The sequence below is a fragment of the Streptomyces sp. NPDC056479 genome, assembly GCF_042795335.1.
In the GTDB taxonomy this organism is placed as follows: Bacteria; Actinomycetota; Actinomycetes; order Streptomycetales; family Streptomycetaceae; genus Streptomyces.
Genome location: NZ_JBHTRZ010000002.1, coordinates 850,016 through 874,443, shown reverse-complemented (window position 1 = coordinate 874,443; position 24,428 = coordinate 850,016). Strand labels below are relative to the sequence as shown.

21 protein-coding genes are annotated in these 24,428 nt (G+C 72.2%); 18 read left to right on the top strand and 3 right to left on the bottom strand.

Going from position 1 to position 24,428, the window contains the following annotated elements; translation table 11 throughout:
• The first annotated feature begins 203 nt into the window (after positions 1 to 203).
• The 8 genes from ACFQ6S_RS10155 to ACFQ6S_RS10120 are packed head-to-tail and all read left to right on the top strand — an operon-like array spanning position 204 to position 8,185.
• Positions 204 to 629, top strand: a complete 426-nt coding sequence (locus tag ACFQ6S_RS10155; RefSeq protein ID WP_383405742.1) for a hypothetical protein — start codon at positions 204 to 206, stop codon at positions 627 to 629.
• Positions 626 to 1,861 (top strand): NADH-ubiquinone oxidoreductase-F iron-sulfur binding region domain-containing protein, encoded by a 1,236-nt coding sequence (locus tag ACFQ6S_RS10150; protein ID WP_383405740.1) that lies wholly within the window; start codon positions 626 to 628, stop codon positions 1,859 to 1,861. The genes ACFQ6S_RS10155 and ACFQ6S_RS10150 overlap by 4 nt, the downstream gene beginning before the upstream one ends.
• Positions 1,862 to 1,921: 60 nt before the next feature.
• Positions 1,922 to 2,113 carry a ferredoxin gene (locus ACFQ6S_RS10145; RefSeq protein ID WP_383405738.1) on the top strand — a complete coding sequence of 64 codons (192 nt, stop codon included), beginning with the start codon at positions 1,922 to 1,924 and terminating at the stop codon, positions 2,111 to 2,113.
• Position 2,114: 1 nt separating this feature from the next.
• Entirely contained in the window at positions 2,115 to 4,169 is a 2,055-nt protein-coding gene (locus ACFQ6S_RS10140; RefSeq protein ID WP_383405736.1) for an acetate--CoA ligase family protein, read from the top strand.
• 39 nt (positions 4,170 to 4,208) lie between these two features.
• Complete coding sequence (locus ACFQ6S_RS10135; protein WP_383405734.1) at positions 4,209 to 5,381, top strand: acyl-CoA dehydrogenase family protein; 1,173 nt, start codon at positions 4,209 to 4,211, stop codon at positions 5,379 to 5,381.
• A gap of 35 nt (positions 5,382 to 5,416) precedes the next feature.
• Positions 5,417 to 6,589 carry an acyl-CoA dehydrogenase family protein gene (locus ACFQ6S_RS10130; protein WP_383405732.1) on the top strand — a complete coding sequence of 391 codons (1,173 nt, stop codon included), beginning with the start codon at positions 5,417 to 5,419 and terminating at the stop codon, positions 6,587 to 6,589.
• Positions 6,590 to 6,623: 34 nt separating this feature from the next.
• Complete coding sequence (locus ACFQ6S_RS10125; RefSeq protein WP_383405730.1) at positions 6,624 to 7,526, top strand: 3-hydroxybutyryl-CoA dehydrogenase; 903 nt, start codon at positions 6,624 to 6,626, stop codon at positions 7,524 to 7,526.
• A gap of 47 nt (positions 7,527 to 7,573) precedes the next feature.
• On the top strand, positions 7,574 to 8,185 hold the full coding sequence (locus ACFQ6S_RS10120) for a TetR/AcrR family transcriptional regulator (protein WP_383405728.1): 612 nt from the start codon (positions 7,574 to 7,576) through the stop codon (positions 8,183 to 8,185).
• Positions 8,186 to 8,204: 19 nt separating this feature from the next.
• On the opposite strand, the gene ACFQ6S_RS10115 is transcribed toward ACFQ6S_RS10120, so the two are convergent.
• Positions 8,205 to 10,652 (bottom strand): SpoIIE family protein phosphatase, encoded by a 2,448-nt coding sequence (locus tag ACFQ6S_RS10115; RefSeq protein ID WP_383405726.1) that lies wholly within the window; start codon positions 10,650 to 10,652, stop codon positions 8,205 to 8,207.
• Positions 10,653 to 10,778: 126 nt separating this feature from the next.
• Positions 10,779 to 12,854, bottom strand: a complete 2,076-nt coding sequence (locus ACFQ6S_RS10110) for a SpoIIE family protein phosphatase (protein WP_383405723.1) — start codon at positions 12,852 to 12,854, stop codon at positions 10,779 to 10,781.
• A 145-nt stretch (positions 12,855 to 12,999) separates the two neighbouring features.
• Between ACFQ6S_RS10110 and ACFQ6S_RS10105 the strand changes: the two genes are divergently transcribed.
• Together ACFQ6S_RS10105 and ACFQ6S_RS10100 are read left to right on the top strand one after the other, a co-directional pair.
• Entirely contained in the window at positions 13,000 to 16,374 is a 3,375-nt protein-coding gene (locus ACFQ6S_RS10105) for a pyruvate carboxylase (RefSeq protein WP_383405721.1), read from the top strand.
• Between the two features lie 143 nt (positions 16,375 to 16,517).
• Positions 16,518 to 17,327, top strand: a complete 810-nt coding sequence (locus ACFQ6S_RS10100; RefSeq protein WP_383405719.1) for an aminoglycoside adenylyltransferase domain-containing protein — start codon at positions 16,518 to 16,520, stop codon at positions 17,325 to 17,327.
• 3 nt (positions 17,328 to 17,330) lie between these two features.
• On the opposite strand, the gene ACFQ6S_RS10095 is transcribed toward ACFQ6S_RS10100, so the two are convergent.
• Positions 17,331 to 17,585 carry an EF-hand domain-containing protein gene (locus tag ACFQ6S_RS10095; protein ID WP_383405717.1) on the bottom strand — a complete coding sequence of 85 codons (255 nt, stop codon included), beginning with the start codon at positions 17,583 to 17,585 and terminating at the stop codon, positions 17,331 to 17,333.
• Between the two features lie 243 nt (positions 17,586 to 17,828).
• On the opposite strand from ACFQ6S_RS10095, the gene ACFQ6S_RS10090 reads away from it, so the two are divergent.
• The 8 genes from ACFQ6S_RS10090 (at position 17,829) to hypA (ending at position 24,306) form a co-directional block, all read left to right on the top strand.
• Complete coding sequence (locus ACFQ6S_RS10090) at positions 17,829 to 19,376, top strand: hypothetical protein (RefSeq protein ID WP_383405715.1); 1,548 nt, start codon at positions 17,829 to 17,831, stop codon at positions 19,374 to 19,376.
• A 1-nt stretch (position 19,377) separates the two neighbouring features.
• Positions 19,378 to 20,466: a hydrogenase expression protein HypE gene (locus ACFQ6S_RS10085; RefSeq protein WP_383405713.1), complete on the top strand. Its 1,089-nt coding sequence runs from the start codon at positions 19,378 to 19,380 to the stop codon at positions 20,464 to 20,466.
• A 69-nt stretch (positions 20,467 to 20,535) separates the two neighbouring features.
• The gene (locus ACFQ6S_RS10080; protein ID WP_383405711.1) at positions 20,536 to 22,329 is read left to right on the top strand and encodes a nickel-dependent hydrogenase large subunit; all 1,794 of its coding nucleotides are present in this window, start codon (positions 20,536 to 20,538) and stop codon (positions 22,327 to 22,329) included.
• A complete protein-coding gene (locus ACFQ6S_RS10075; protein ID WP_383405709.1) occupies positions 22,322 to 22,885 on the top strand; it encodes a NifU family protein in 564 nt (187 codons plus the stop codon). Before ACFQ6S_RS10080 ends, ACFQ6S_RS10075 begins: the two co-directional genes overlap by 8 nt.
• The gene (locus ACFQ6S_RS10070) at positions 22,882 to 23,478 is read left to right on the top strand and encodes a DUF5947 family protein (RefSeq protein WP_383405707.1); all 597 of its coding nucleotides are present in this window, start codon (positions 22,882 to 22,884) and stop codon (positions 23,476 to 23,478) included. Before ACFQ6S_RS10075 ends, ACFQ6S_RS10070 begins: the two co-directional genes overlap by 4 nt.
• 40 nt (positions 23,479 to 23,518) lie before the next feature.
• Positions 23,519 to 23,725 (top strand): hypothetical protein, encoded by a 207-nt coding sequence (locus tag ACFQ6S_RS10065; protein ID WP_383405705.1) that lies wholly within the window; start codon positions 23,519 to 23,521, stop codon positions 23,723 to 23,725.
• Positions 23,726 to 23,798: 73 nt separating this feature from the next.
• Entirely contained in the window at positions 23,799 to 23,948 is a 150-nt protein-coding gene (locus ACFQ6S_RS10060; protein ID WP_383405703.1) for a hypothetical protein, read from the top strand.
• A 7-nt stretch (positions 23,949 to 23,955) separates the two neighbouring features.
• Positions 23,956 to 24,306 carry a hydrogenase maturation nickel metallochaperone HypA gene (hypA, locus tag ACFQ6S_RS10055; RefSeq protein ID WP_383405702.1) on the top strand — a complete coding sequence of 117 codons (351 nt, stop codon included), beginning with the start codon at positions 23,956 to 23,958 and terminating at the stop codon, positions 24,304 to 24,306.
• The last annotated feature ends 122 nt before the right edge of the window (positions 24,307 to 24,428 follow it).

Here is a 24,428-nt window from a genome sequence, read left to right as displayed (position 1 = left end):
ATTGCTCAGGCGCCTTCCGCAAACCCGCGGACCATCGGACCGCTGGTCCACGCCACGTCGAGTGTCCGGATCCGGACACCACCGCACAGCTCCCCGCCCCGCGCCCCCTCGCGAAACGGCACCGGAGCATCCCCATCCCACGTCATGGCCGCGCCGCCCCCGTCTCCGGACCACCCGGAAACGGTGCGACCCCGGAGGCACGCATGAGCACTCGCCGCAGTCTCGTCTGGCTCGGCCTCACACCGGAGCCCGAACAGGAGCTGCCCGCCGCGGTGGCCTCCCTGCGGTCCCCGGCGGACGGCCGCCCGCCGTCGGTCCTAGTCCGCGCCGAGCGGCACCGCGTCGAGCGGCTGGTGCTGCGCGGCACCCAGCGCGGCTGGCTGCGCTACCTGCGCGAGGTCACCGACCTGGTCGTCGAGGCGGCGGGATCCCGGAGCAGCGATCCGGGTGCGGCGCTGCTGGCCGGCGAGGTCGTCCTCGACCACCACCGCATGCTGATCGGCCTCCCCGGGGCGGGCTACGAGCGCACCACCACTCAGCGACGGGACCTGGAGCACGCGCTGGCACGTCTGAGGTCGCGCCCCGGACCCGCACTCTTCGGCCACTCCGAGCCCAGGAGCACCGTATGACCGGCGTGTTCTCCCTTCTGCCCGAAGGACGGCAGGGCCTGCTCGCCGCGCCGCTCGGCCAGGGCCAGGACATCGACACGTACCTCGCCGGCGGCGGCTATGCGCCGCTGGTCGCGCCCGACCGCCTGCTGGAGCGGATCGCCGCCGTCGGCCTGCGCGGACGGGGCGGCGCCGGCTTCCCCGCCGCCGTCAAGCTCCGTGCCGTCCGCGGCGCACCGGGCCCGCGCGTGGTCGTCGCCAACGGTGAGGAGGGCGAGCCCGGCTCCGTGAAGGACCGCTGGCTGCTGCGGTACCGCCCGCACCTGGTTCTCGACGGCGTGCGGCTGGCCGCGGCCATGACCGGGGCCGAGCGTGGCTTCGTGTACCTCTCGGACGCCCCCGCCGAGCGGGCCGTGCGACGGGCGCTGGCCGAGTGTGCCGCCGAGCTGCGCATCGACGTCGTACGGACCGAGCACACCTACGTCGCGGGGGAGGAGACCGCGGTCGTACGAAAGATCAACGGCGGCCCGGCGCTTCCCGCGGCGAAGCCTCCGCGTCCCTTCGAGAGCGGTGTGGGCGGCGCGCCCACCCTGGTCGCCAACGTGGAGACGCTGGCCCGGATCGCGGCGATGTACTCGCGTCCCGCCGAGGCGGACACCGTCGCGGGCGCCCATCTGGTGAGCCTGTCCGGGCCCGGTGCCCGGGGCCTGCTCGCCGAGGTGCCCGCCGGTACCCACCTGAAGGTCCTCGCCGATCTGTGCGGGCACGGCAGGGCCGAGGCGGTGCTGCTGGGCGGCATGTTCGGCGGACTGTACGGCACGGGCTGGAACGATCTTCCGCTCGACCACGACGGCCTGAACGCGGCCGGCGGGGCCCTCGGCTGCGGCGCGCTGCACTTCCTGGGCCCGGAGGACTGCCCGGTCGCCGTGGCCGTGGAGGCAGCCGCCTATCTGGCGGCGCAGAGCGCCCGGCAGTGCGGGGTGTGCCTCTCGGGCACCGGAGCGATGGCCAAGGCCCTCTCGGCCGTCGCCCGCGGCGAGGCCACCCACGACACGGTCGAGAAACTGCACCGCTGGTCGCGGCAGCTGCCCGGACGTGGAGCCTGCGGGCTGCTCGACGCCGCCGCCCGGGTCGGCGCCGGTCTCCTCGCCCACTTCCCCGACCGCGTCGACGCCCATCGCGGGACCTCCTGCCCCGCGTGCTCGCGCGCGCATCCCGAGGACGGACGCCGCTTCCTGGTGCCGGTGCCCTGACCCGCGCGCCGCTCACCGCCGACGAGACGCTCGAACCCGCCGTACCGAAAGGACCGCACCATGAAACTCCTGCTGGACTCCACCCGCTGCCAGGGCTACGGCCTGTGCCAGGAACCTGCGCCCGAGCAGATCGACCTCGACGAGTGGGGTTACGCGCGGTTGCGCTCGGCGGAGGTGCCGCCGGGCGGCGAGGACGCCGCCGAGGCCGCCGTCGCCGCCTGCCCCAACTCCGCGCTGCGGCTGGGGAAGTGACATGGGACGCGACCTCTCGGCACTCTTCGACCCGGTCTCCGTCGCCGTCGTCGGAGCCAGCGACGACCCCGCCAAGTACGGCCACGCCATCGCGGCCCAGGCGGTCCGCGCGAACGGCCGCCGCCCCGTCCACCTGGTCAACCGCCGTGGCGGCACGGTGCTCGGCCGCACCGTCGCCCCCAGCCTGAGCGCGATCGGCGAACCCGTCGACCTCGCGGTGGTCTCCGTGCCGGCCGCCGGGTTCGAGGACGCCGTCGACGAGGCGCTGCGGTGCGGGGCGCGCGCCATCGTCGCGATCACGGCCGGATTCGCCGAGACCGGCGACGCGGGCCGGGCCCGGCAGGACGGAGTCGCCGAGCGGGTACGCGCCGCCGGCGCCGTGATGGTCGGGCCCAACTGCCTGGGGCTGGCCGACAACACCACCGACCTCTTCCTGGCGTCCGACACCTTCACACCCGGCGGCATCGCGCTGCTGAGCCAGAGCGGAAACCTCGCCCTCGAACTCCAGCTCCGCTTCGGGCCGCACGGCCTCGGCTTCTCCCGTTTCGTCTCGCTCGGCAACCAGGCCGACGTCACCCTCGTCGACCTGCTCGCCGACTGCGCCCGGCACGACGGCACCCGGGCCATCGCGGTCTACGCCGAGGACTTCGGCGACGGACGTGCCTTCGCCGAGGCCGCCGCGGATGCCGGCAAGCCCGTGGTGCTGCTCACCGCCGGGCGCGGGGACGCCTCCGCCCGCAGCGCCCAGTCGCACACCGGCGCGCTGACCACCTCGGCCGACGTCGTGGCCGCGGCATGCCGCGACGCCGGGGTGGAGCTGGTCGCCACCCCGCGCGAACTCACCGTCGTCCTCGCCGCGTTGAACGGCGGACGCCGGGCGGCCGACCACCGGGTCGCCGTCCTCACGGACGGCGGAGGCCACGGCGTCGTCGCCGCCGACGCGGTGGAGACGACCGGTCTCGCCGTGCCCGAACTGCGGGAGCCCACGCGGCAGCGGCTGCGGGAGGCCCTGTGGGAGCAGTCGGCCGTGGCCAACCCGGTGGACCTCGCCGGGATGGGTGAGCAGGATCCGCACTCGTACGCGGAGACCGTCGAGGCACTGCTGGCCGCCGAGGAGGTCGACGCCGTGCTGATGACGGGCTACTTCGGCGGGTACGCGGCGTCGGAGGGCGGGCTCGGCGGAGGCGGTACGGCACTGGCGGACGGGGAGCAGGCGGCCGCCCGCCTCATCGCCGCCCGGCATCGCGCCACCGCCAAGCCCCTCGTGGTGCAGTCGATGTATCCCGACTCGCCCAGCTGCCGCACCCTCGCCGCCGCCGGTGTGCCGGTCTTCGGCGCCACCGAGGACGCCGCCCGCGCGCTCGCCGCCACGGCACCGCGCTCACGGAACACGAGTGTGGCGCCCCTTCCCCGTCCCGCGTCCCCGTTGCGCGAGAGCGGCTACCTGGAGACGCGCCGGGCCCTCGAAGCGGCCGGACTCGCCTTCCCCACCGCCCGGGAGATCCACGACGAGACCGAACTGCTCGCCGCGGCCTCGGAGTTCACCGGACCGTATGTCCTCAAGGCGCTGCACCTGCTCCACAAGTCCGACGCCGGGGGAGTGGCGCTGGGCCTGGCCGGCCGGGACGAACTGCTCGCCGCCTTCCGCGAGATGCACGCCCGGCTCGGCGCCTCCGCCTACTCCGTGGAGGCCATGGCGGACCTCACCGACGGCATCGAGCTGATCGTCGGCGTCAACCGGGACCCGCGTTTCGGCCCGGTCGCCATGGTGGGCCTGGGCGGAGTGCTCGCGGAGGTCCTGCACGACATCGCCTTCACCCTCGCCCCCGTGCCCGCCGACCGCGCCCTGCAGTTGCTGCGCGGCCTGCGCACCGCCGCCCTGCTCGACGGGGTGCGCGGCCGTCCGCCCGTCGACATCGCCGCGGCCGCCGCGGCCATCGAGACCATCACGGCATTCGCCGCGGCCCACCCCGAAATCGCCGAGATCGAGGTCAACCCCCTTCTCGTACGGCCCGACGGGGCCCTCGCCCTCGACTCCCGCGCCGTACTCGCCTGACCGAGCCGCACTCGCCCGACCGACCTGGAAGAGGTCCCCATGGACATGCGCTACACCCCCGAGCAGGCCGACCTGAAGCGTCGCGCCGCCGAGTACGCCCGGCTGCTGATGCGGTACGAGGACCAGTCCGAGCAGGCGGGTGGACCCCTGCCGCAGGAGCTCGTCACCGAACTGACCCGGGCCGCCATGGACGCCGGCGTCTACGCCATCAACATGCCCGCCGAGTGGGGCGGCGCCGGGCTCAGCCTGCTCGACCAGGTCATCGTCGAGGAGGAGTTCGGCAAGGTCACCAACTGCCTGTGGGACATCCCCTGGCGGCCCGCCAACGTCCTCGCGTACGGCGACGAGCGGCAGCGTGAGAAGTATCTGCTGCCGGTGATCCGCGCCGAGCGGTTCGACGCGTTCGCCGTCACCGAGCCGGGCGCCGGTTCCGACCCGTCCTCCGGCACCTCCACGGCCACGCGCACCGACGGGGGCTGGCTGCTCAACGGGGAGAAGTGGTTCGTCACCTGCGGCGACATCGCCGACTTCCTGCTGGTGCAGGCGGACGCCGGCCCGGAGCGGCTGCCCACGCTGTTCTTCGTGGACAAGGCCGCGCCCGGCGTGAAGATGACCCGGCTGCCGCACTTCATGCACTCCGCGGTCAACGGGCATCCCGAGTTCACCTTCACCGACGTCTTCGTCGCCGACGAGGACGTGCTCGGCGGTGTCGGCAAGGGCTACGAGCTCACCAAGGAATGGTTCACGGACGAACGCCTGATGATCGCGGCCCGCACCGTCGGCGCCGCCGAGCGCGCCCTCCAGCTCGCCCGTGACTGGGCCGTGGAGCGCGAGCAGTTCGGGGCCCCCATCGCGTCGTACCAGCTGATCCAGGGGATGCTGGCCGACTGCGCCGTGGACATCGCGGTCAACCGTGCCTACACCCACCAGGTCGCCTGGGAGGCCGACCAGCCCGGCACCGACCGCAAGACGCTGCACGCCAAGGCCTCCACCGCCAAGCTCGCCGCCAGCGAGGCCGCAGGGCGGGTCGCCGACCGGTGTCTGCAGATCTTCGGCGGCCGCGGCTACGACCGCACCTACCCCGTCGAGCGCATGTACCGCGAGCTGCGCGTCGACCGGATCTGGGAGGGCACCTCCGAGATCCAGCGGCTGATCATCGCCAACGAGCTCATCAAGCGGGGCACGCGCGCCCTTGCTCTGCCCACCCACTGAAACCGCCCCACTCCCACCGGACAGCGAGGACTTCCATGGACTTCCGCCTCACCCCGCGCCAGGTTCAGCTCAAGGCCGACGCGCGTGCCCTCACCGACTTCATCGCCGGCTACGAGATCCAGTGCGAGGAGGACAACGGTCTGCCCGCCGACGCCCACGCCAAGGTCCGCGACGCCGTGCTGGACGCCGGGCTCCAGGCCGTCAACATGCCCGCCGAGTGGGGCGGCGCCGGCCTCACCATCGCCGAACAGGTCACCGTGCAGGAGGAGTTGGGCCGGCTCACCGGCGCGCTGTGGGACATGGTGTGGCGGCCCGCGAACGCGCTGCGCTTCTGCACCCCCGAGCAGCGCGAGCGCTTCCTCATCCCGGTGATCAACGGTGAGCGGCGCGACTGCTACGCCGTCACCGAGCCCGGCGCCGGCTCCGACCCGCAGAACCTGGCCACCACGGCGACGAAGAACGACCAGGGCTGGGTGCTCGACGGCGAGAAGTGGTTCGTGACGGTCGGCGACCACGCCGACTTCATGATCGTGCTCGCGGCGGCCGGCCCGGAGCGCGCACCGACCCTCTTCCTGGTGGACAAGGACACCCCCGGCATCGAGATGACGCGCGTCCCGCGCTGGATGCACACCTTCGTCTACGAGCACCCCGAGTTCACCTTCACCGACGTCCAGGTCGGCGAGGACGCGGTGCTCGGCGGCATCGGCGAGGGATACGACATCACGCGCTCGTGGTTCACCGAGGAGCGCCTGATGATCGCCGCCCGCACCATCGGCGCGGCCGAGCGGGCGCTGGAGCTGTCCCGTGACTGGGCCGTGGAGCGCGAGCAGTTCGGAGCCCCGATCTCCTCGTACCAGCTGATCCAGGGGATGCTGGCCGACTGCGCGGTGGACATCGCGGTCAACCGCGCCTACACCCACCAGGTCGCCTGGGAGATCGACCAGGCCTCGGCCGAGGACCGCAAGACGCTGCACGCCAAGGCGGCCATCGCCAAGCTCTCGGCGAGCGAGGCCTCGGGCCGGGTGATCGACCGGTGCCTCCAGATCCACGGCGGACGGGGCTACGACCGCTCGTACGCCGTCGAGCGGCTCTACCGCGAGCTGCGCGTGGACCGCATCTGGGAGGGCACCTCCGAGATCCAGCGGCTGATCATCGCCAACGAGCTCGTCAAGCGCGGCACGGGGGTCCTGGACCTGCCCAGCGCCTGACCCCTGCCGCCGCAGACCAGAGAGAGGGATACGGATGACCGACATCAAGCGCGTGGGAGTCGTCGGCTGCGGGCTGATGGGCGCCGGCATCGCCGAGGTCTGCGCACGGGCCGACGTACCGGTCACGGTCGTGGAGCGCGACGCGGAGGCGGCCCGGGCCGGCCGCCTCCGCATCACCCGCTCGCTCGACCGTGCGACCGCCAACGGCAGACTGAGCGACGAACGACGGGAGGCCGCCGCGGCCCTGATCACCGTCGTCCACGAGCTCGCATCACTGCATGACCACGACCTGGTCATCGAAGCGGTCGCCGAGGACGAGGGCCTCAAGGTCGACGTCTTCACCCGCCTCGACTCCGTGATCGCCGGGCAGGACACCATCCTCGCGACCAACACCTCCTCCATCCCGGTCATCAGACTCGCCGCCGCGACCTCCCGCCCCGATCGTGTCGTCGGCGTGCACTTCTTCAACCCCGTGCCGGTGCTGCGGCTCGTCGAACTCGTGCCGTCGCTGCTCACCTCGCCCAGCACCGCCGAGCGGGCCGAGGAGTTCGTGACCGGCACGCTCGGCAAGGAGGTCGTACGGACCAGGGACAAGGCCGGGTTCGTCGTCAACGCGCTGCTCGTGCCCTATCTCCTCGCCGCGATCCGCATGGTGGAGTCGGGCAGCGCGACCGTCGAGGACGTCGACCGCGGCATGGTCCTCGGCTGCGCGCACCCGCTCGGACCGCTGGCCCTGACGGACCTCATCGGCCTGGACACCACACGGGCCATCGCCGAGTCGCTGTACGCCGAGTTCCGCGAACCCCAGTACTCGCCACCCCCGCTGCTGTCCCGGATGGTGGAGGCCGGGTTGCTGGGGCGTAAGTCCGGCCGGGGCTTCCACGCCTACGACGAAGAGCCGCCTCGTGCGGTACCGGTACCGGCGGGGCGGCCGTGAGGGAAGATGGTCATGGCGTACGACCACCGAACGAGGGGAGCCGCAGGGTGTCCACCAAGGTGCGCACGGCAGACACGCGCGAGCGCATCCTGACCGCGGCGTGCGAGGTCATCGCCGACATCGGCTTCGAGAAGATCCGCATGCGCATGGTCGCCGAGCGGGCCGGGGTGTCGACGGCGCTGCTGCACTACCACTTCGACACGCGCGAGAAGCTGTTCACCGAGGCGATGACCCACTCCTTCGCCAACACGGCCCTCGACGTCGAACGCGACGCGGAGACGGCACCGGCCGCGGTCGTCCTGGCCCGCATCGTGCGCAACCTGCTGCCCACCGATCCCGAGCTCCACCAGGACTGGCGGCTGTGGCAGGAGCTATGGGTGCGGGCGCTGCGCGACGAGACGACCCGGGTCTTCGCCGTCGACCTGTACGCCCAGCTGCACGGCTGGGTGTCCGGCGCGATCCGGCGCGGCATCGCCTCCGGCGAGTTCACCGCCACCGACGTCGACGACCTCAGCACACTTGTGCTGTCCCTGAGCGACGGCTACGGCATCCGCCTCATGCTGCGCGACCCGACCGTCACCCTGGACACGGCGCTGGCCGCCATCTGGCGCCATGTGTCCACGGCGCTCGGGCTGCCGGCCACGGTGCCGACGGACTGACCCTCCCGGTGCGGCGAGCTCAAGTACCCGCGTCCGCCTGATCCGTCGTCAGGGGCTGCTCGGCCCAGATGGTCTTGCTGTTGCGGCCGTAGCGCGTGCCCCAGCGCTCCGACAGCTGGGCCACCAGGAACAGGCCGCGCCCGCCCTCGTCGGTGCTGCGGGCCTGTCGCAGGTTGGGGGAAGTGCTGCTGGAGTCGGAGACCTCGCAGATGAGCTGGCCGTCGCGGATCAGCCGCAGCACGACGGGGCCGCCCGCGTACCGGTAGGCGTTCGTGACCAGTTCGCTCACGATCAGCTCGGTGGTGAACGCCAGCTCCTGCAGCCCCCACTCGGCCAGCCGGTCGCTCGCCAGGGTGCGGGCCTCGCCGGCCGCGATGGGTCCGTCCGGCAACTCCCAGGTGGCCACGTTCTCCGGCGCCAGCACCCGGGTGCGGCCCAGCAGCAGGGTGACGTCGTCGGCGGGCCGGTCGGGGAGCATCGCGTCCTCCACCGCCTTGCAGGTGTGCTCCAGCGACCGGGCCGGACCGGCCAGCGTGCCCTGCAGCAGGTCCAGTCCCTGGTCGATGTCGCGGTCGCCGGCCAGCAGGAGGCCGTCGCTGTACAGGGCGATCAGGCTGCCCTCGGCCAGTTCGAGCTCGGCCGTCTCGAACGGCAGCCCGCCCAGGCCCAGCGGTGGTCCGGCGGGGAGGTCGACCGGGCGCACCCGGGCGTCCGGCCCCAGCACGGTCGGCGGCGGGTGGCCCGCCCGTGCCATCGCGCAGAGCCGGGAGACCGGATCGTAGATCGCGTACAGACAGGTGGCGCCCACGATCGGAGGGGCGTTCGCCTCGGTCTCCCGCTGCTCGGTGGCCAGCTGGTCCACCAGGTCGTCGAGCCGGGCGAGTACCTCGTCCGGGGCCAGGTCGAGGTGGGCCAGGGTGCGCACGGCGGCGCGCAGTCGGCCCATGGTCGCCGAGGCGTGCATGCCGTGGCCGACCACGTCGCCGACCACCAGCGCGACCCGCAGCCCCGACAGCGGGATGACGTCGAACCAGTCGCCGCCGACCCCTGTGGTGGCCCTCGCCGGCAGGTAGCGGTGGGCCGTCTCGATCGCCGGGTGCTCGGGCACCTCACTGGGCAGCAGGCTGCGCTGCAGGGCCTCGGCGGCCTGGTGCTGCTGGGTGTAGCGGCGGGCGTTGTCGATGCAGACCGCGGCCCTGGCGGCGAACTCCTCCGCCAGGGTGAGGTCGTCCTCCTCGAACGGCGTCGGCCGCTTCGAGCGCCACAGACAGACCACCCCGAGAACCACACCGCGCGCGGCCAGCGGCACCGCCATCAGGGAGTGGACGCCCATCGCCAGCGCCCTCTCGGCCCGTTCCGGCTCGGCGGCGAACCAAGCGGCGCTCTCTTCCAGGGCGGGTAGCAGGACCGGACGCCTGTCGGCCAGGCAGAGGGCGGGCGCGGTCCGCTCGGGGAAGGAGAACAGGTGGCCCTCGGGACGCATCACCTTCATCGACTCGGGCCGGATGCTACGGACCGCCATCCTGCGCAGCGGGCCCCTGCAGTCGGGGGCCGGTTCTTCTCCGCGAGGCACGGGCTCCAGCAGATCCACCGAGATGGCGTCGGCGAGGTCGGGCACCGCCACCTCGGCCAGCTCCCGCGCCGTCGTCGCCACATCCAGGGTCGTCCCGATCCTGCTGCCGGCCTCGTTGAGCAGCGCGAGTCGCCGACGGGCCCGGTGGCGGTCGGTGACGTCCTCGACGATCTCGGTGACGCCCAGCACCCTGCCCGACGGGTCCTCCATCCGGAAGGCGGAGATGGAGATGAACAGCTCCTTGCCGGGATCGTGCAGCAGCCGGGCCCGCTGCTCGGCGAAGATCACGGGCCGGCCCGTCTCGAGGACCGACCGGAGCTTGTCCTCCGCCAGGTCCGCGTCCGTGCCGAGCAGGAACTCAGCGGCGCGCCGCCCGCGATACGCCTCGGGCGGCAGTCCGCCGAACCGTGCGATCGCCCGGTTGACCCGCAGCACGCGAAGGTCCGGCCCGAGCACGACGACACCCACCGGGGACCGGCTGAAGAGGCCGTCCAGCACGGCGCGGTCGATCTCCCACTGGACCATGTCCTCGGCGAGCGAGCCGACGAGGTGCCACTCGACGGTGGAGTCCAGCCGTTCCACCTTGCGGGCCCTGAAGCCGACGAAGACGCGGTCGCCCGCGCTGTCGAGGACCGGCAGCAGCCCGAACCAGCCGTGCTCGCGCAGACACGCTCTGGTCGCCTCGACGATCAGGGCGCCGTCCCCGCTGTCGACAAGGACCTCGCGCACATGTCGGCCCAGCACCTCTTCGGCCCGGTGGCCGAGGAGGACGGTGGCCTGTTCGCTCCAGGCGACGACCCGTCCGTGGCCGTCCAGGGCGGCTGAGGCGGATCGGTGGACCGAGAACGGATCCGCCGGGCTCTCATTGAGAGACATCGGGGATGTGTTGTGCATCGCCCACCCATCTCGCGCCGTTCGGGGGGCCCGCAGTGCGGCGCCCCGGGCGTTCCTGCCGTTCCGAGTGCCTGGCTTCCCAGCGGCTCACACCCAGTATCGGCCGTGCGGGCACCGTGTGCCGGTTCACGGGGGCAGTGCGCGGGCGAGGAGCACCGCGACGTCGTCGTCCGCCACCTCGGGCAGGACATGGGCCAGCAGGCCGTCGCAGACCTCGTCCAGCCGGCGCCCGGGGTTCCGCAGCGCCTGCGCCAGACGGCGCATTCCCTGGTCGAGGTCGGTGCCGCGGGTCTCGATCAGACCGTCGGTGTAGGCCACCAGGAGACTGCGGGGCGCGAGCACGGCGTGCTGGATCTCGCACTCCTTCCTGCCCACGCCCAGCGGCGGGCCCGAGGGTCCGTCCAGGAAAGTGACGTTTCCTCGTTCGTCGGCGATCACCGGGGGCGGATGACCCGCCCGGGCGATCAGACAGTGGCCGGTGACCGGATGGTGAATGGCGTACAGGCAGGTGGCCATCTCGTTCTCGCCCAGGTCCGCCACGGCGGCGTCCAGTGCGTGGAGCAACTGGTCGGGCGGGGTGTCCCGGCGTGCCAGGGTCCGCACCGCGGTGCGCAGCTGTCCCATGACCGCCGCGGCGTGGATGCCATGGCCCATCACGTCCCCGATCACCAGCGCGGTCCGGCCGCCAGACAGGGCGATGGCGTCGAACCAGTCGCCACCGACCTCGTGGTCGCCGGCCGGCAGATAGCGCGCGCTGAGTTCCAGTCCGTGGACGACGGGCAGAGAGGGGTTCATCAGGGTGCGCTGGAGGGTGAGGGCCGCGTCGCGTTCGCGGCTGTACATCCGCGCGTTGTCGATGCTCAGTGCCGCCCGGGCGACCAGTTCGTCGATCAGCAGCGTGTCCTGGTCGTCGAACGGCTCCCGGTCCCGGGTCCGGGTCACCACCACCGCGCCGAGCACGGTGCCCCGCGCCACCAGCGGTATCAGTCGCGCCGCGCCCACCCGCTCGCGCAGGTACTCGCGCAGCCGCGCGGCTCCGGGGGCGGTGATCAGCGGTCCGATGTCGGACAGGTACAGGTTCATGGGCCGCCCGGCGGTGATGACCTGCTCGTACACCGAGCCGGGCGGGACCTGCATGGTCATGCCGACCGCGAGATGGTCGGCCGGCGCGGCCGGATCCGTGAAGGCCGCCGCGGCGCGCCGGACCACGCCGTGCGCGGACGCGGCCGTCTCGTCCGGGGCCAGCGCCTCCTCCAGCAGCTGGACGTCGGCGGAGTCCGCGAGCCGGGGCACCAGGACGCGGACCACCTCCCGCGCCGTCTGCACCAGGTCCAGCGTGGAGCCCATCTGCGTGCCCGCCTCCGCCAGCAGCGCGAGGCGCTGCCGTCCCCGCTCCGCCTCCAGGTGGGCCCGCTGCCCCTCCGTGACGTCGATCAGCGAGGCGATCACACCCACCGGCCGGCCGGCACTGCCGAGCAGCGGGGCGTAGGAGCAGGACCACGTCCGCCGCCGCGCCGGATCGGCCGTGTCGGCCGTATGGCGGAAGTCCACCACCGCCTCACCCCGGTCGAGGACCCGTCGCATGACCGCCTCCAGCGCGCCGGCGCGGGGGGCGACGTCGGTCACGCGTTTACCCACGTGCTCGGCCACCGGCACCCCGTCCATGCGGGCCAGCGCCTCGTTGACCCGCAGGAAACGCAGGTCGGGACCGAGCATGGCCAGACCGATCGGGGACTGTGTGAACAGCCCCTCCAGCGCGGCCAGCGCGTCCCGCATCCGCTCCACCGCGGACGTCTCCGCCGCGATGGCCAGCACACCCGTGCCCCCACGCGCGTCGGCGATCGGGCAGTGCCACATCTCCATGTCGACGAGGGTCCCGTCGCGATGCCGGACCGGCAGCCGTCCGACCACCGCCGCACCCGTGCCCACCATCCGGCCCACCCGGTCGGCCAGCTCGTGGTTCTCCTCGGGTACGAGCACACGCTTGGCGTCCTGGCCCAGCATCTGCTCCGGTGTGTGACCGAGCAGGTCCTGCGCGGCCAGCGACCACTGCACCAGTCGGCCGTCGGAGTCGACCACCCACAGGGCGAGCGGGAGCAGGTCCTGGAACACCCCCGCGTACCCCACCGCGGACGCGAGCGGGCCCGGCGTTTCGCCGATCGCGTCGTGCGCAGTCGCACCGCGGTGACTCACGCTGGCCATGAGGGCACCTCGCTCACACCACCCTTCACCACAGGCGGCTCAAGGACAGCCTAGGCCCTCGTAAGTGGCCCGGCTCACATAGCGTGGGAGGAATGCCGCCGACACCATGGGTGATCCGTCAACCGGCAGGCTGAAGGGATCAAGAATGTTCCGCAAGGTGCTGGTCGCCAACCGTGGTGAGATCGCGATTCGCGCTTTCCGCGCAGGCTACGAGCTGGGCGCGCGCACCGTCGCCGTCTTTCCGCACGAGGACCGCAACTCACTGCACCGGCTGAAGGCCGACGAGGCGTACGAGATCGGTCAGCCAGGCCACCCGGTGAGGGCCTATCTCTCGGTGGAGGAGATCGTCCGTGCGGCGCGTCGTGCGGGAGCGGACGCGGTCTACCCGGGCTACGGGTTCCTGTCCGAGAACCCCGATCTGGCCCGGGCGTGCGAGGAGGCGGGCATCACGTTCGTCGGACCGAGCGCGGAGATCCTCGAGCTGACCGGGAACAAGGCCCGCGCGGTGGCCGCGGCCCGGGAGGCCGGGGTGCCGGTCCTGGGTTCCTCGGCGCCCTCCAACGACGTGGACGAACTCGTCCGCGCCGCCGAGGACATCGGCTTCCCCGTGTTCGTCAAGGCGGTCGCCGGCGGCGGCGGGCGTGGCATGCGACGGGTCGAGGAACCCGCCCAGCTGCGGGAGTCCATCGAGGCGGCGTCCCGTGAGGCGGCGTCCGCGTTCGGCGACCCCACCGTCTTCCTGGAGAAGGCCGTCGTCGAGCCCCGCCACATCGAGGTGCAGATCCTCGCCGACGGCGAGGGCAATGTGATCCACCTGTTCGAGCGGGACTGCTCGCTGCAGCGCCGTCACCAGAAGGTCATCGAGCTGGCGCCCGCGCCGAACCTCGACCCGGAGCTGCGCGACCGCATCTGCGCCGACGCCGTCCGCTTCGCCCGGCAGATCGGCTACCGCAACGCGGGCACCGTGGAATTCCTGCTGGACCGCGAGGGCAACCACGTCTTCATCGAGATGAACCCGCGCATCCAGGTCGAGCACACGGTGACCGAGGAGGTCACCGACGTCGACCTCGTGCAGTCACAGCTGCGCATCGCCGCAGGCCAGACGCTGGCCGACCTCGGCCTCGCCCAGGAGACCGTGACCCTGCGCGGCGCCGCGCTCCAGTGCCGTATCACCACCGAGGACCCGGCCAACGGCTTCCGTCCGGACACCGGCCGCATCAGCGCCTACCGCTCACCCGGCGGCTCGGGCATCCGCCTCGACGGCGGCACCACCCACGCCGGTACGGAGATCAGCGCCCACTTCGACTCGATGCTGGTCAAGCTCACCTGCCGGGGCCGGGACTTCGCCGCCGCGGTGGGCCGAGCCCGGCGTGCCGTGGCCGAGTTCCGCATCCGGGGCGTGGCCACCAACATCCCCTTCCTGCAGGCGGTGCTGGACGACCCCGACTTCCAGGCCGGCCGCGTCACCACGTCGTTCATCGAGCAGCGCCCGCATCTGCTCACCGCCCGGCACTCCGCCGACCGCGGCACGAAGCTGCTCACCTATCTGGCCGACGTCACGGTGAACAAGCCGCACGGCGAACGGCCCGACCTGCTCGACCCGCTGACCAAGCTGCCCGAACTGCCGGCCGGCGAGCCCCCGGCCGGGTCGCGGCAACGGCTCGCCGAGCTCGGCCCGGAGGGCTTCGCGAGCTGGCTGCGTGCCTCGCCGACCATCGGCGTCACCGACACCACGTTCCGCGACGCCCACCAGTCACTGCTCGCCACGCGCGTGCGCACCAAGGACATGCTGGCCGTCGCCCCGGTCGTGGCCCGCACCCTGCCCCAGCTGCTGTCCCTGGAGTGCTGGGGCGGCGCGACCTACGACGTCGCCCTGCGCTTCCTCGCCGAGGACCCGTGGGAGCGCCTGGCGGCCCTGCGGGAAGCCGCCCCGAACATCTGCCTGCAGATGCTGCTGCGCGGCCGCAACACCGTGGGCTACACGCCGTATCCCACCGAGGTGACCGACGCCTTCGTGCACGAGGCGGCCGCCACCGGCATCGACATCTTCCGCATCTTCGACGCCCTCAACGACGTCGATCAGATGCGGCCCGCCATCGAGGCCGTACGGGACACCGGCACCGCCGTCGCCGAGGTGGCGCTGTGCTACACCTCCGACCTGTCCGACCCCTCCGAGCGCCTGTACACCTTGGACTACTACCTGCGTCTGGCCGAGCAGATCGTGGACGCGGGCGCCCATGTGCTGGCCGTCAAGGACATGGCGGGCCTGCTGCGCGCCCCGGCCGCCGCGAAGCTGGTGTCGGCCCTGCGCCGGGAGTTCGACCTGCCGGTCCATGTGCACACCCACGACACCGCGGGCGGCCAGCTCGCCACCTACCTGGCCGCGATCCAGGCCGGCGCGGACGCGGTGGACGGGGCGGTGGCGTCCATGGCGGGCACCACCTCGCAGCCGTCGCTGTCGGCGATCGTGGCCGCCACCGACCACTCCGAGCGGCCGACCGGCCTCGACCTCCAGGCCGTCGGCGACCTGGAGCCGTACTGGGAGAGCGTCCGCAAGGTCTACGCCCCCTTCGAGGCGGGTCTGGCCTCGCCGACCGGCCGGGTCTACCACCACGAGATCCCCGGCGGACAGCTGTCCAACCTGCGCACCCAGGCGGTCGCGCTCGGCCTCGGCGACCGTTTCGAGGAGATCGAGGCGATGTACGCCGCCGCCGACCGGATGCTCGGCCGTCTGGTGAAGGTCACCCCCTCGTCGAAGGTGGTCGGCGACCTGGCCCTGCACCTGGTGGGCGCCGGCGTGTCCCCGGCGGACTTCGAGACCGACCCGGACCGGTTCGACATCCCCGACTCCGTCATCGGCTTCCTGCGCGGCGAGCTGGGCACCCCGCCGGGCGGCTGGCCGGAGCCGTTCCGCAGCAAGGCGCTGCAGGGTCGGGCCGAGGCCAAGCCGGTCCAGGAACTCGGGGCCGACGACCGTGAGGGGCTGGCGAAGGACCGGCGGGCCACGCTCAACCGGCTGCTGTTCCCGGGACCGACGCGCGAGTTCGAGACGCACCGTGACACCTTCGGCGACACCAGCGTGCTGGACAGCAAGGACTTCTTCTACGGGCTGCGCCCGGGCAAGGAGTACGCCGTCGACCTCGAACGCGGGGTGCGGCTGCTGATCGAGTTGCAGGCCGTCGGCGACGCCGACGAGCGCGGGAATCGCGCCGTGATGTCCACCCTGAACGGCCAACTCCGCCCGATCCAGGTCCGCGACCGGGCGGCCGCCTCGGACGTCCCGGTGACCGAGAAGGCCGACCGGGCCAACCCCGGTCATGTCGCGGCGCCGTTCGCCGGGGTGGTGACCCTCACGGTCGCGGACGGGGACGAGGTGGAGGCCGGTGCCACGGTGGCCACCATCGAGGCGATGAAGATGGAGGCATCGATCACCGCGGCGAAGGCCGGCCGGGTGGCCAGGCTCGCCATCAACCGCATCCAGCAGGTCGAGGGCGGGGATCTGCTGGTGGAACTCGCCTAGGCCGCCTGGCGGGGCCCGTCGCCGACTGCCGTACCGCCCCGCGCGAGGAGGAACTCGCGCGGGGCGTCGGCATGCCGGACGAGGTCGGGAGCGCAGCCCCCGAGTGACCCCGCAAGCCGCAGACCGCGCCGGACACTGACCTCATGACCCGTGATTTCGCGGACCCGGAAGCCGTCCCCGCCGAACTGGGCCCCTACCTCCAGGAGCTCGTCCACCGCACGCACACCGCCTGCGGGCCCCATCTGGTGAGCGTCGTCGCCGTCGGCTCCGTCGCACTCGGCGACTACCGGCACGGGCGCAGCGACGTCGACGTGACGGTCGTCGTCGACGCATCCCCGCTCCCCGAGGGAGCCCTGTCCGACCTGGCCGAGGCACTCGCACACCCCGCTCTGCCCTGCCCCGCGGCGGGACTGGAGCTGGCCGTCTACGACGCGGACTTCGCGGCACGGCCGTCCGGAGCGTGCGGCTATCTGCTGGACCTCAACACCGGACCGTCGCTGCCCGAACGGGTCAGCTTCGACCCGGCCGAGTCCTCCGCGTTCTGGTACGTCATCGACCGGTCCGTCGCCCATCAGGCCGGGCGCGCGCTGCGCGGCAGGCCGGCACGGGAGGTGATCGCCGAACCCGCGCGGGCCGACCTGCTCACCGCGCTCCGCGCCTCGGTCCGCGAGCACAGCACCGGCGAGGGCCATCTCTCGGACAACCGGGTCCTCAACGGCTGCCGCGCCGTGCAGTACTGCCGCACGGGCCGTTGGCGGGCCAAGCGCCGGGCGGCGGAGGCGGTAGCGGCGTCCGAGGAACGCTTCCGGCCCGTCCTGCGTGCCGCACTGCACAGCTACGAACGTCCCTCGCGCGCCGCCGCCACCGCGCTGCCCACGTCAGACGTACGGGCCTTCCTGGCCTGGGTGGCCGACGAGGTCGACGCCGCGGCCCGGGCCGACCGGGCGGGATAGCGATCAGCGCCAGCCGAATCGGCGGTCCACCACCGCCGCGAACTCCTCCAGGGTCAGTACGTCGTCCCCGTTCTGGTCGGCGGCGTCGAACAGCGCGGACGAGGCGTTCTCGTCGCCCAGGCCCCAGAACGGCAGGTCTCCCGACGCGGCCAGGGACGGGCCCTTGGTCCGCAACGCGATGATCACCTCTGTGCGGGTCAGGGTCCCGTTGTGATCGAGGTCGAGCGCCTCGAACAGCTTCCGGGCCTTTTCGCTCATCGTGTCACCTTCGTTCCTGTCGTCGGGAGCCGCCCCGTCGGACCCCGCTCCCGCACGAAGACGTCTCCGCTGTCCTCCAGGTTGCCTCCGACGCGGACGACGGTTCCAGCCGGCCTTCGGAAGGCCGCCACGCCGAGTACCCCCTCGAACGGCCCAGTCGCGCTCAGCCGGAGGGGCGAGGGTGAGTGAGCGATGTGAACGTGGTGGAAGGGATCGGCGTGCACACGGAGACGAGGAGGCACGATGTCGGAGGGATTGGCCCAGGGCGACCTGGCGCGCGCTGTCCCGAAGGACGGCCCGGACCTGCCGCCGCCCCGGTCCATGGACGCCTTCGAGCAGGTGAGCTCGGTGGCCGACGCCGTGCTCTACGAGGGGTACCTGCTCTATCCCTACCGTCGGTCCTCGGCCAAGAACCGCGTCCGGTGGCAGTTCGGGGTGCTCTTTCCCCGGGACTGGGTGGAGTCGGACGGCCCGGTCGTCCCGGGCCTGTCCGGCTCCGCCGACTCGTGGTACCAGCGGACCGAGTGCCTGGTGCGGATCCTGCGGCCCGGCGCGTCGGTACGGGTTCGGCTGAGATACCTCCAGATGCAGCGCAAGCAGGTGGAGGAGACCGGCCGCGACGGTGCCCACCGGGCGGTCGAGTCGCTGCGGACCGAGGACGGCACGGTCCACCTGACCTTCGACGAAGCGGTGCCGCGCGAGATCGACGTGACGATCCCGCTGGCCGACCTCCTCCAGGGCGAACGCACCGTTGCGGCGGGAGCGTCGGCCGGTGAGGACGTCGAGCCACTCCCCGGGCGGGCCGGACGGGTGGTGCGGCGTCGTGCGGAGGTACGGGCGGACACCACGGTCTCCGTCGAGCGGCTCGCGCCGGATCTCTGCCGGCTCCGGGTACGCACCGCGCACACGGGCCCCGCGCCGCAGCCGCCAACCGCGCGCGAGGAGGCGCTGCGAGTTGCGCTCATCGCCACGCACACGCTCGTCGGCGGGGAGGGCGTGCAGTTCGTCTCGCTGATCGACCGCCCCGCGGACCTGCGCGCGGCCGCCGACGCCTGCCGCAACGAGTTCACCTTCCCCGTCCTCGGCGGTGAACCCGGCACCGGACACGTACTGCTGTCCGCGCCGATCATCCTCCCCGACCACCCGCAGGTGGCCCCGGAGAGCCCAGGAGATCTGCACGACGCGGCGGAGATCGACGAGATCCTCACCCTGCGCACCATGCTGCTGACGGACGAGGAGAAGCGCGAGGCACGCGCCACCGACCCGCGGGCCGCCGCGATCCTCGACCGTGTCGACACCATGCCGCCCGAGGTCTTCGCCCGCCTGCACGGCGCCGTCCGCTCCCTCACCCCGGCCGCGCCGACGCCAGGAAGCACCCTGGCCGCACCAGTGCCAGGAAGCACCCCGGCCCCACCGGTGCCGGAGGCCGCCTCACCCACCGAACGCCCCGCCTGGTGGCAGGAGGGCGCCGACGAGGGACTGTCCCCGACCACGGACACGGTGCTCGTCGACGGCGTGTCCCTCGGCGGCGGCAGCCGCGTACGGCTGCAGCCGAAACGGGCCGCCGACGCCCAGGACATGTTCCTCGTCGGGCGGACCGCCGAGGTGGCCGCCGTCTTCCATGACGTGGACGGCAGTGTGCACGTCGCCGTCACCCTCGACGACGACCCCGCGTCCGAACTGCACACCTGGTACGGCCGCTTCCACTACTTCCGGCCCGACGAGCTCGAGCCGCTCGAGTCCGCCCCGGAGTCCGCCCCATCCGAAACCCCCCGCAGCGGAGGCCGATGACATGACAACGCACAGCAGCACCACCGAGGTCGACGGCGAAGCGAGTGGCGCCGAGGACCGGCAGGGCTTCGAGGAGATCACCATCCTCTGGATCTCCGAGGGCATGAGCTGCGACGGCGACACGGTCTCCCTGACCGCCGCCGACCAACCCTCCATCGAGGACCTGGTGCTCGGCCTCATCCCCGGGGTGCCGAAGGTGAACCTGGTCAACAAGGTGCTGTCACCGAGCCTCGGCGGCGAGGACTTCCTCGCTCCCTACCGGGCGGCGGCTCGGGGCGATTTGTCACCGTTCATCCTTGTCATCGAGGGTTCGATCCCCAACCAGAACATCATCAAGGGCGACGGATACTGGACGTCCTTCGGCAACGACCCGGAGACCGGTGAGCCGCAGACCCTGAACTCCTGGATCGACGAACTGGCGCCCAGGGCCTGGGCGGTGGTCGCCGCCGGCACCTGCGCCACCTTCGGCGGCATCCACGCGATGGCGGGCAACCCGACCGGCAGCATGGGCCTCGCGGACTACCTGGGCTGGGACTACCGGTCGCAGGGCGGCCTGCCCGTGGTCAACGTGCCCGGCTGCCCGATCCAGCCCGAGAACTTCATGGAGACCCTGATCTGGGTGCTCTACCACGCGGCCGGCACCGCACCGCCGCCACCGCTGGACCACATGCTGCGCCCGCAGTGGCTGTTCGGCAGGACGGTGCACGAGGGCTGCGACCGAGGGTCCTACTACGAGCAGGCCAGCTTCGCCAAGGACTACAACTCACCCAAGTGCCTGGTCAAGACCGGCTGTTGGGGACCCGTCGTCAACTGCAACGTACCCAAGCGCGGCTGGATGGCCGGCATCGGCGGCTGCCCGAACGTCGGCGGCATCTGCATCGGCTGCACCATGCCCGGCTTCCCCGACGCCTTCATGCCGTTCATGGACGAGCCCCCCGGCGGCACCCTGTCGTCCCTGGTGATCAAGCCGTACGGCGCCGTCATCCGCCGACTGCGCGGCTTCACCAACGAGTTGGTCAACCACGAACCCAGATGGCGCCACAACAAGCGCAAGCTGACCAGCGGTTACGACCCGCACTGGCGGCCCTGACGCCATGCTCCGCGCACTCCACCACCCGACCCACCCACGGAACACCGACAGCGAGGGGCAGTACCGCACATGACCACAACCGAGGCCCGGCCCACAGGGCGCAAACCGCCCCAGCTCGTGGACATGTCCTGGGACCCGATCACCCGGATCATCGGCAACCTGGGCATCTACACGAAGATCGACTTCGCCAACCGGGAGGTCGTGGAGTGCCACAGCACCTCGTCGCTGTTCCGCGGCTATTCGGTGTTCATGAAGGGCAAGGACCCGCGCGACGCCGGGTTCATCACCTCCCGCATCTGCGGGATCTGCGGTGACAACCACACCACCTGCTCCGACTACGCCCAGCAGATGGCCTACGGCGTCAAGCCGCCGCCGCTCGCCGAGCACATCGTCAACCTCGGCGAAGCGGCCGAGTACATGTTCGACCACACGATCTTCCAGGACAACCTGGTCTTCGTGGACTTCTGCGAGGCGATGGTCAAGGCCACCAACCCCGGCCTGCTGGCCCGCGCGGAACGCACCGACGCACCTCGCGGCGAGATCCACGGCTACCGGACGATCGCCGACATCATGAAGGCCTTCAACCCCTTCGAGGGCGAGGTCTACAAGGAGGCCCTGAAGGTCAGCCGGGTCACCCGCGAGATGTTCTGCCTGATGGAGGGCCGGCACGTCCACCCGTCCACGCTGTACCCGGGCGGTGTCGGCACGATGCCGCAGCCGACCGCGTTCACGGACTACCTCAGCCGGCTCATGCGGGTCATCGACTTCATCAAGAAGGCCGTCGCCATGAACGACGACGTCTTCGACTTCTTCTACGAGGCGCTGCCCGGCTACGAGGAGGTCGGCCGTCGCCGCGTCCTGCTGGGCTGCTGGGGGGCCTTCCAGGACCCCAAGGTCGTGGACTACCGCTACGAGACCATGAACACCTGGGGCAAGGCGATGTACGTCACCCCGGGCATCATCGTCGACGGCGAACTGGTCACCAACAACCTCGTCGACATCAACCTCGGCCTGCGCATCATGCTCGGCAGCTCCTACTACGAGGACTGGGTGGGCGAGCAGCCCTTCGTCACCCACGACCCGCTCGGCAACCCCGTCGACATGCGCCACCCGTGGAACCAGACGACCGTCCCGGTACCGCAGAAGCGCAACTTCGACGACAAGTACAGCTGGGTGATGAGCCCGCGCTGGTTCGACCAGCGCACCGGGGACCACCTCGCCCTGGACACCGGCGGCGGCCCGCTCGCCCGGCTGTGGTCGACCGCGCTGAGCGGACTGGTCGACACCCCGTACATCAAGGCCACCGGCCACAGCGTGCGCATCTCGCTGCCCAAGGGAGAGAGCCTGCCGGAGACCACCCTGGAGTGGCGCATCCCGCAGTGGAGCAACACCATCGAACGCGACCGCGCCCGCCCCTACTTCGTCGCGTACGCCGCCGCCATGGCCCTGCAGTTCCTGGAGGAGGCCATGGGGCTGGTCCGCGCGGGCGAGACCAAGGTCTTCGAGAACTACGAGGTCCCCGACGAGGCCATCGGCTGCGGCTTCCACGAGGCGGTGCGCGGCGTCCTCTCGCACCACCTCGTGATCAAGGACAAGAAGATCGCCAACTACCACCCGTACCCGCCCACCCCGTGGAACGCCAGCCCCCGCGACATGTACGGCACCCCCGGCCCGTACGAGGACGCCGTCCAGGGGCAGCCGATCTTCGAGGAGAACGGCCCCGACGACTTCAAGGGCGTCGACATCATGCGCACGGTCCGCAGCTTCGACCCGTGTCTGCCCTGCGGTGTGCACATGTACGTCGGCAAGGGCAAGACGCTGACCACCCTGCACTCGCCGACCTATGGAGCCAACCATGGCTGAGGCCGCGGCGGCACGACTGGCGGACCTGGAGGTGGAGGCCCGGCTCGCCCGGCTCGACGAGCTGCTCGCCGGCCTCGAGTCCGCGCCCGGCCCCACCACCCGCTCCGCCACCGAAGCGGTACGGCTGCTGACCGAGGTCTACGGTGAGGCGCTGGCCCGCGTCCTGGACCACGCGGACGGACAGCTCGCCGCACACCTGACCGGCGACGAACTGCTGGGCCACCTGCTGGTGCTGCACGACATCCACCCCGAACCCACCGAGCTGCGCGCCGCCCGCGCGGTCGAGCGGCTCCGCCCGGCCGTGCGCGAGCGCGGCGGCGACGTGGAGTGGGCCGGGGTCGAGGGAGACGTGGCCCTGGTGCGGGTCACGTCCGGCGGTGGCTGCGCCTCGGGATGCGGCAGCGCCGGGGGCGAGGTCACCGCCGCGATCCGAGAGGCGGTGCTCGCCGTGGCTCCCGAGCTGACGGCGGTGGAGTCCGTACCGGCCCCCTCGGAACGGCCGGCCGCCCCCGCCTTCGTACCGCTGACCACGCTGACCCACCGGGGCGCGCCGTGACCACGGACGGCGCGCTGGCCCGCCTCATCCGCTCCTCGGCCGATCGCGCGGCGACGGCCGAGGCGGAGGTGTGCGACCTGTGCGCCGCACCGGTGCCGGACGAGCACGGCCACCTCTACGACAGCGGGCAGGAGGAGGTGCGCTGCGTCTGCGGGCCCTGCTCGGTGCTGTTCGCCGGGAGCGGAGCGGGTGACGGCCACTATCGGCCGGTGCCCCGGCGCCGGGTGCGGCTGCCCCGCGTCGACACGGCGGTCCTGGGCGTACCCGTCGGCCTCGTCTTCTTCGTGCCGCGGGCGGACGGCACGGTCACCGCCCAGGGCCCCAGCCCCGCGGGAGCCATGCGCTGGGAGGTGGACGCGGCGGCCTGGCAGCGGCTGGCAACGATGTGTCCGCAGCTCGCCACCGTGGAACCCGAGGTGGAGGCACTGCTGGTGAACACCGTGCACGGCCTCGACCACCACTGGATCGTGCCGATCGACGACTGCTACCGGATGGTCGCCGTCGTACGCCGGGAATGGGAGGGCCTGTCCGGCGGCGGCCGGGTCTGGCCCGCCGTCGAGCGATTCTTCACGGACCTCACCGAGCGGACATGAGCACGCACTCCGCATGACGGAGGCGAGGAAGGAGATCCCCATGGGCAGCATCCGAGTGGGCCGGCCCCAGGCGAAGCCCGACATGACCGGGCACGTCGCCGGCATGCACCAGGGCAACAAGGGGCGCTACGAGGACCAGACCGGTCACCACAAGGACGGCACCGCCGACGCGCGCCGTTCCACCGGGATCCATTGGAAGCGGCACGACACCCTCGTGGAGTCCATGCCGAACATCTCACCGGGATGACAGACAGCTGGGAGTCACCGCAATGAACGTCCAACTGGCAGGAAGGTGCCCCACCAAGGGCAGAGGAGCCGAGATGACCGGACAGCGGGTCCTGGTGGCGGAATGCCTCGTCGTGGGCGCGCTGGCGCTCGCGGTGCTGGTCAAGGAACTGCCCAGCCTGCGCCGGGAGATGCGGATCTGGCGGATGTCCGGCGGCTTGCGCGCCGGCCACCGCTACCCGTGAGCCGGCCGTGCACGAACTGTCGATCGCGACCGCGATCATCGAGCGGGCCGGCGAGCTGGCCCGGGCGGACGGGGCGGATGCCGTCTCCGAGGTGACCGTCCGGGTCGGCGAGCTGGCGGGGGTCGTTCCCGACGCCCTGGACTTCGCCTTCGAGGTCGCCCGCGACGGCACCGCCCTGGCCGCCGCACGGCTCGTGGTCGAGCAGGTGCCGGCGCAGGCCTGGTGCGACCCGTGCGCCGAGGAGTTCGCGGTCGGCATGCCGCCGTTCTTCTGGTGCCCGCGCTGCGACCGGCCCTCCACCGAGCTGCGCAGCGGCCGGGAACTGGAGATCACCGGGGTCGAGCCGGCCGTCGTCTGACACGACCGGGCCCCGGGGGGGGGGGGGGGGGAGAAGGGGGGGGGGGGGGGGGGGGGGGGGGGGGGGGGGGGGAAAGGAACTGGACAAAAAAAAAAAAAACAAAAAAGAGACAGGAAAAAAAA

Coding starts and splice junctions, on each gene's coding strand:
- ACFQ6S_RS10105 (WP_383405721.1), top strand. CDS start 13,000: ATGTTCCGCAAGGTGCTGGTCGCCAACCGTGGTGAGATCGCGATTCGC.
- ACFQ6S_RS10145 (WP_383405738.1), top strand. CDS start 1,922: ATGAAACTCCTGCTGGACTCCACCCGCTGCCAGGGCTACGGCCTGTGC.
- ACFQ6S_RS10080 (WP_383405711.1), top strand. CDS start 20,536: ATGACCACAACCGAGGCCCGGCCCACAGGGCGCAAACCGCCCCAGCTC.
- ACFQ6S_RS10100 (WP_383405719.1), top strand. CDS start 16,518: ATGACCCGTGATTTCGCGGACCCGGAAGCCGTCCCCGCCGAACTGGGC.
- ACFQ6S_RS10150 (WP_383405740.1), top strand. CDS start 626: ATGACCGGCGTGTTCTCCCTTCTGCCCGAAGGACGGCAGGGCCTGCTC.
- ACFQ6S_RS10060 (WP_383405703.1), top strand. CDS start 23,799: ATGACCGGACAGCGGGTCCTGGTGGCGGAATGCCTCGTCGTGGGCGCG.
- ACFQ6S_RS10090 (WP_383405715.1), top strand. CDS start 17,829: ATGTCGGAGGGATTGGCCCAGGGCGACCTGGCGCGCGCTGTCCCGAAG.
- ACFQ6S_RS10085 (WP_383405713.1), top strand. CDS start 19,378: ATGACAACGCACAGCAGCACCACCGAGGTCGACGGCGAAGCGAGTGGC.
- ACFQ6S_RS10155 (WP_383405742.1), top strand. CDS start 204: ATGAGCACTCGCCGCAGTCTCGTCTGGCTCGGCCTCACACCGGAGCCC.
- ACFQ6S_RS10065 (WP_383405705.1), top strand. CDS start 23,519: ATGGGCAGCATCCGAGTGGGCCGGCCCCAGGCGAAGCCCGACATGACC.
- ACFQ6S_RS10130 (WP_383405732.1), top strand. CDS start 5,417: ATGGACTTCCGCCTCACCCCGCGCCAGGTTCAGCTCAAGGCCGACGCG.
- ACFQ6S_RS10115 (WP_383405726.1), bottom strand. CDS start 10,652: ATGCACAACACATCCCCGATGTCTCTCAATGAGAGCCCGGCGGATCCG.
- ACFQ6S_RS10125 (WP_383405730.1), top strand. CDS start 6,624: ATGACCGACATCAAGCGCGTGGGAGTCGTCGGCTGCGGGCTGATGGGC.
- ACFQ6S_RS10140 (WP_383405736.1), top strand. CDS start 2,115: ATGGGACGCGACCTCTCGGCACTCTTCGACCCGGTCTCCGTCGCCGTC.
- ACFQ6S_RS10095 (WP_383405717.1), bottom strand. CDS start 17,585: ATGAGCGAAAAGGCCCGGAAGCTGTTCGAGGCGCTCGACCTCGATCAC.
- ACFQ6S_RS10135 (WP_383405734.1), top strand. CDS start 4,209: ATGGACATGCGCTACACCCCCGAGCAGGCCGACCTGAAGCGTCGCGCC.
- ACFQ6S_RS10110 (WP_383405723.1), bottom strand. CDS start 12,854: ATGGCCAGCGTGAGTCACCGCGGTGCGACTGCGCACGACGCGATCGGC.
- ACFQ6S_RS10075 (WP_383405709.1), top strand. CDS start 22,322: ATGGCTGAGGCCGCGGCGGCACGACTGGCGGACCTGGAGGTGGAGGCC.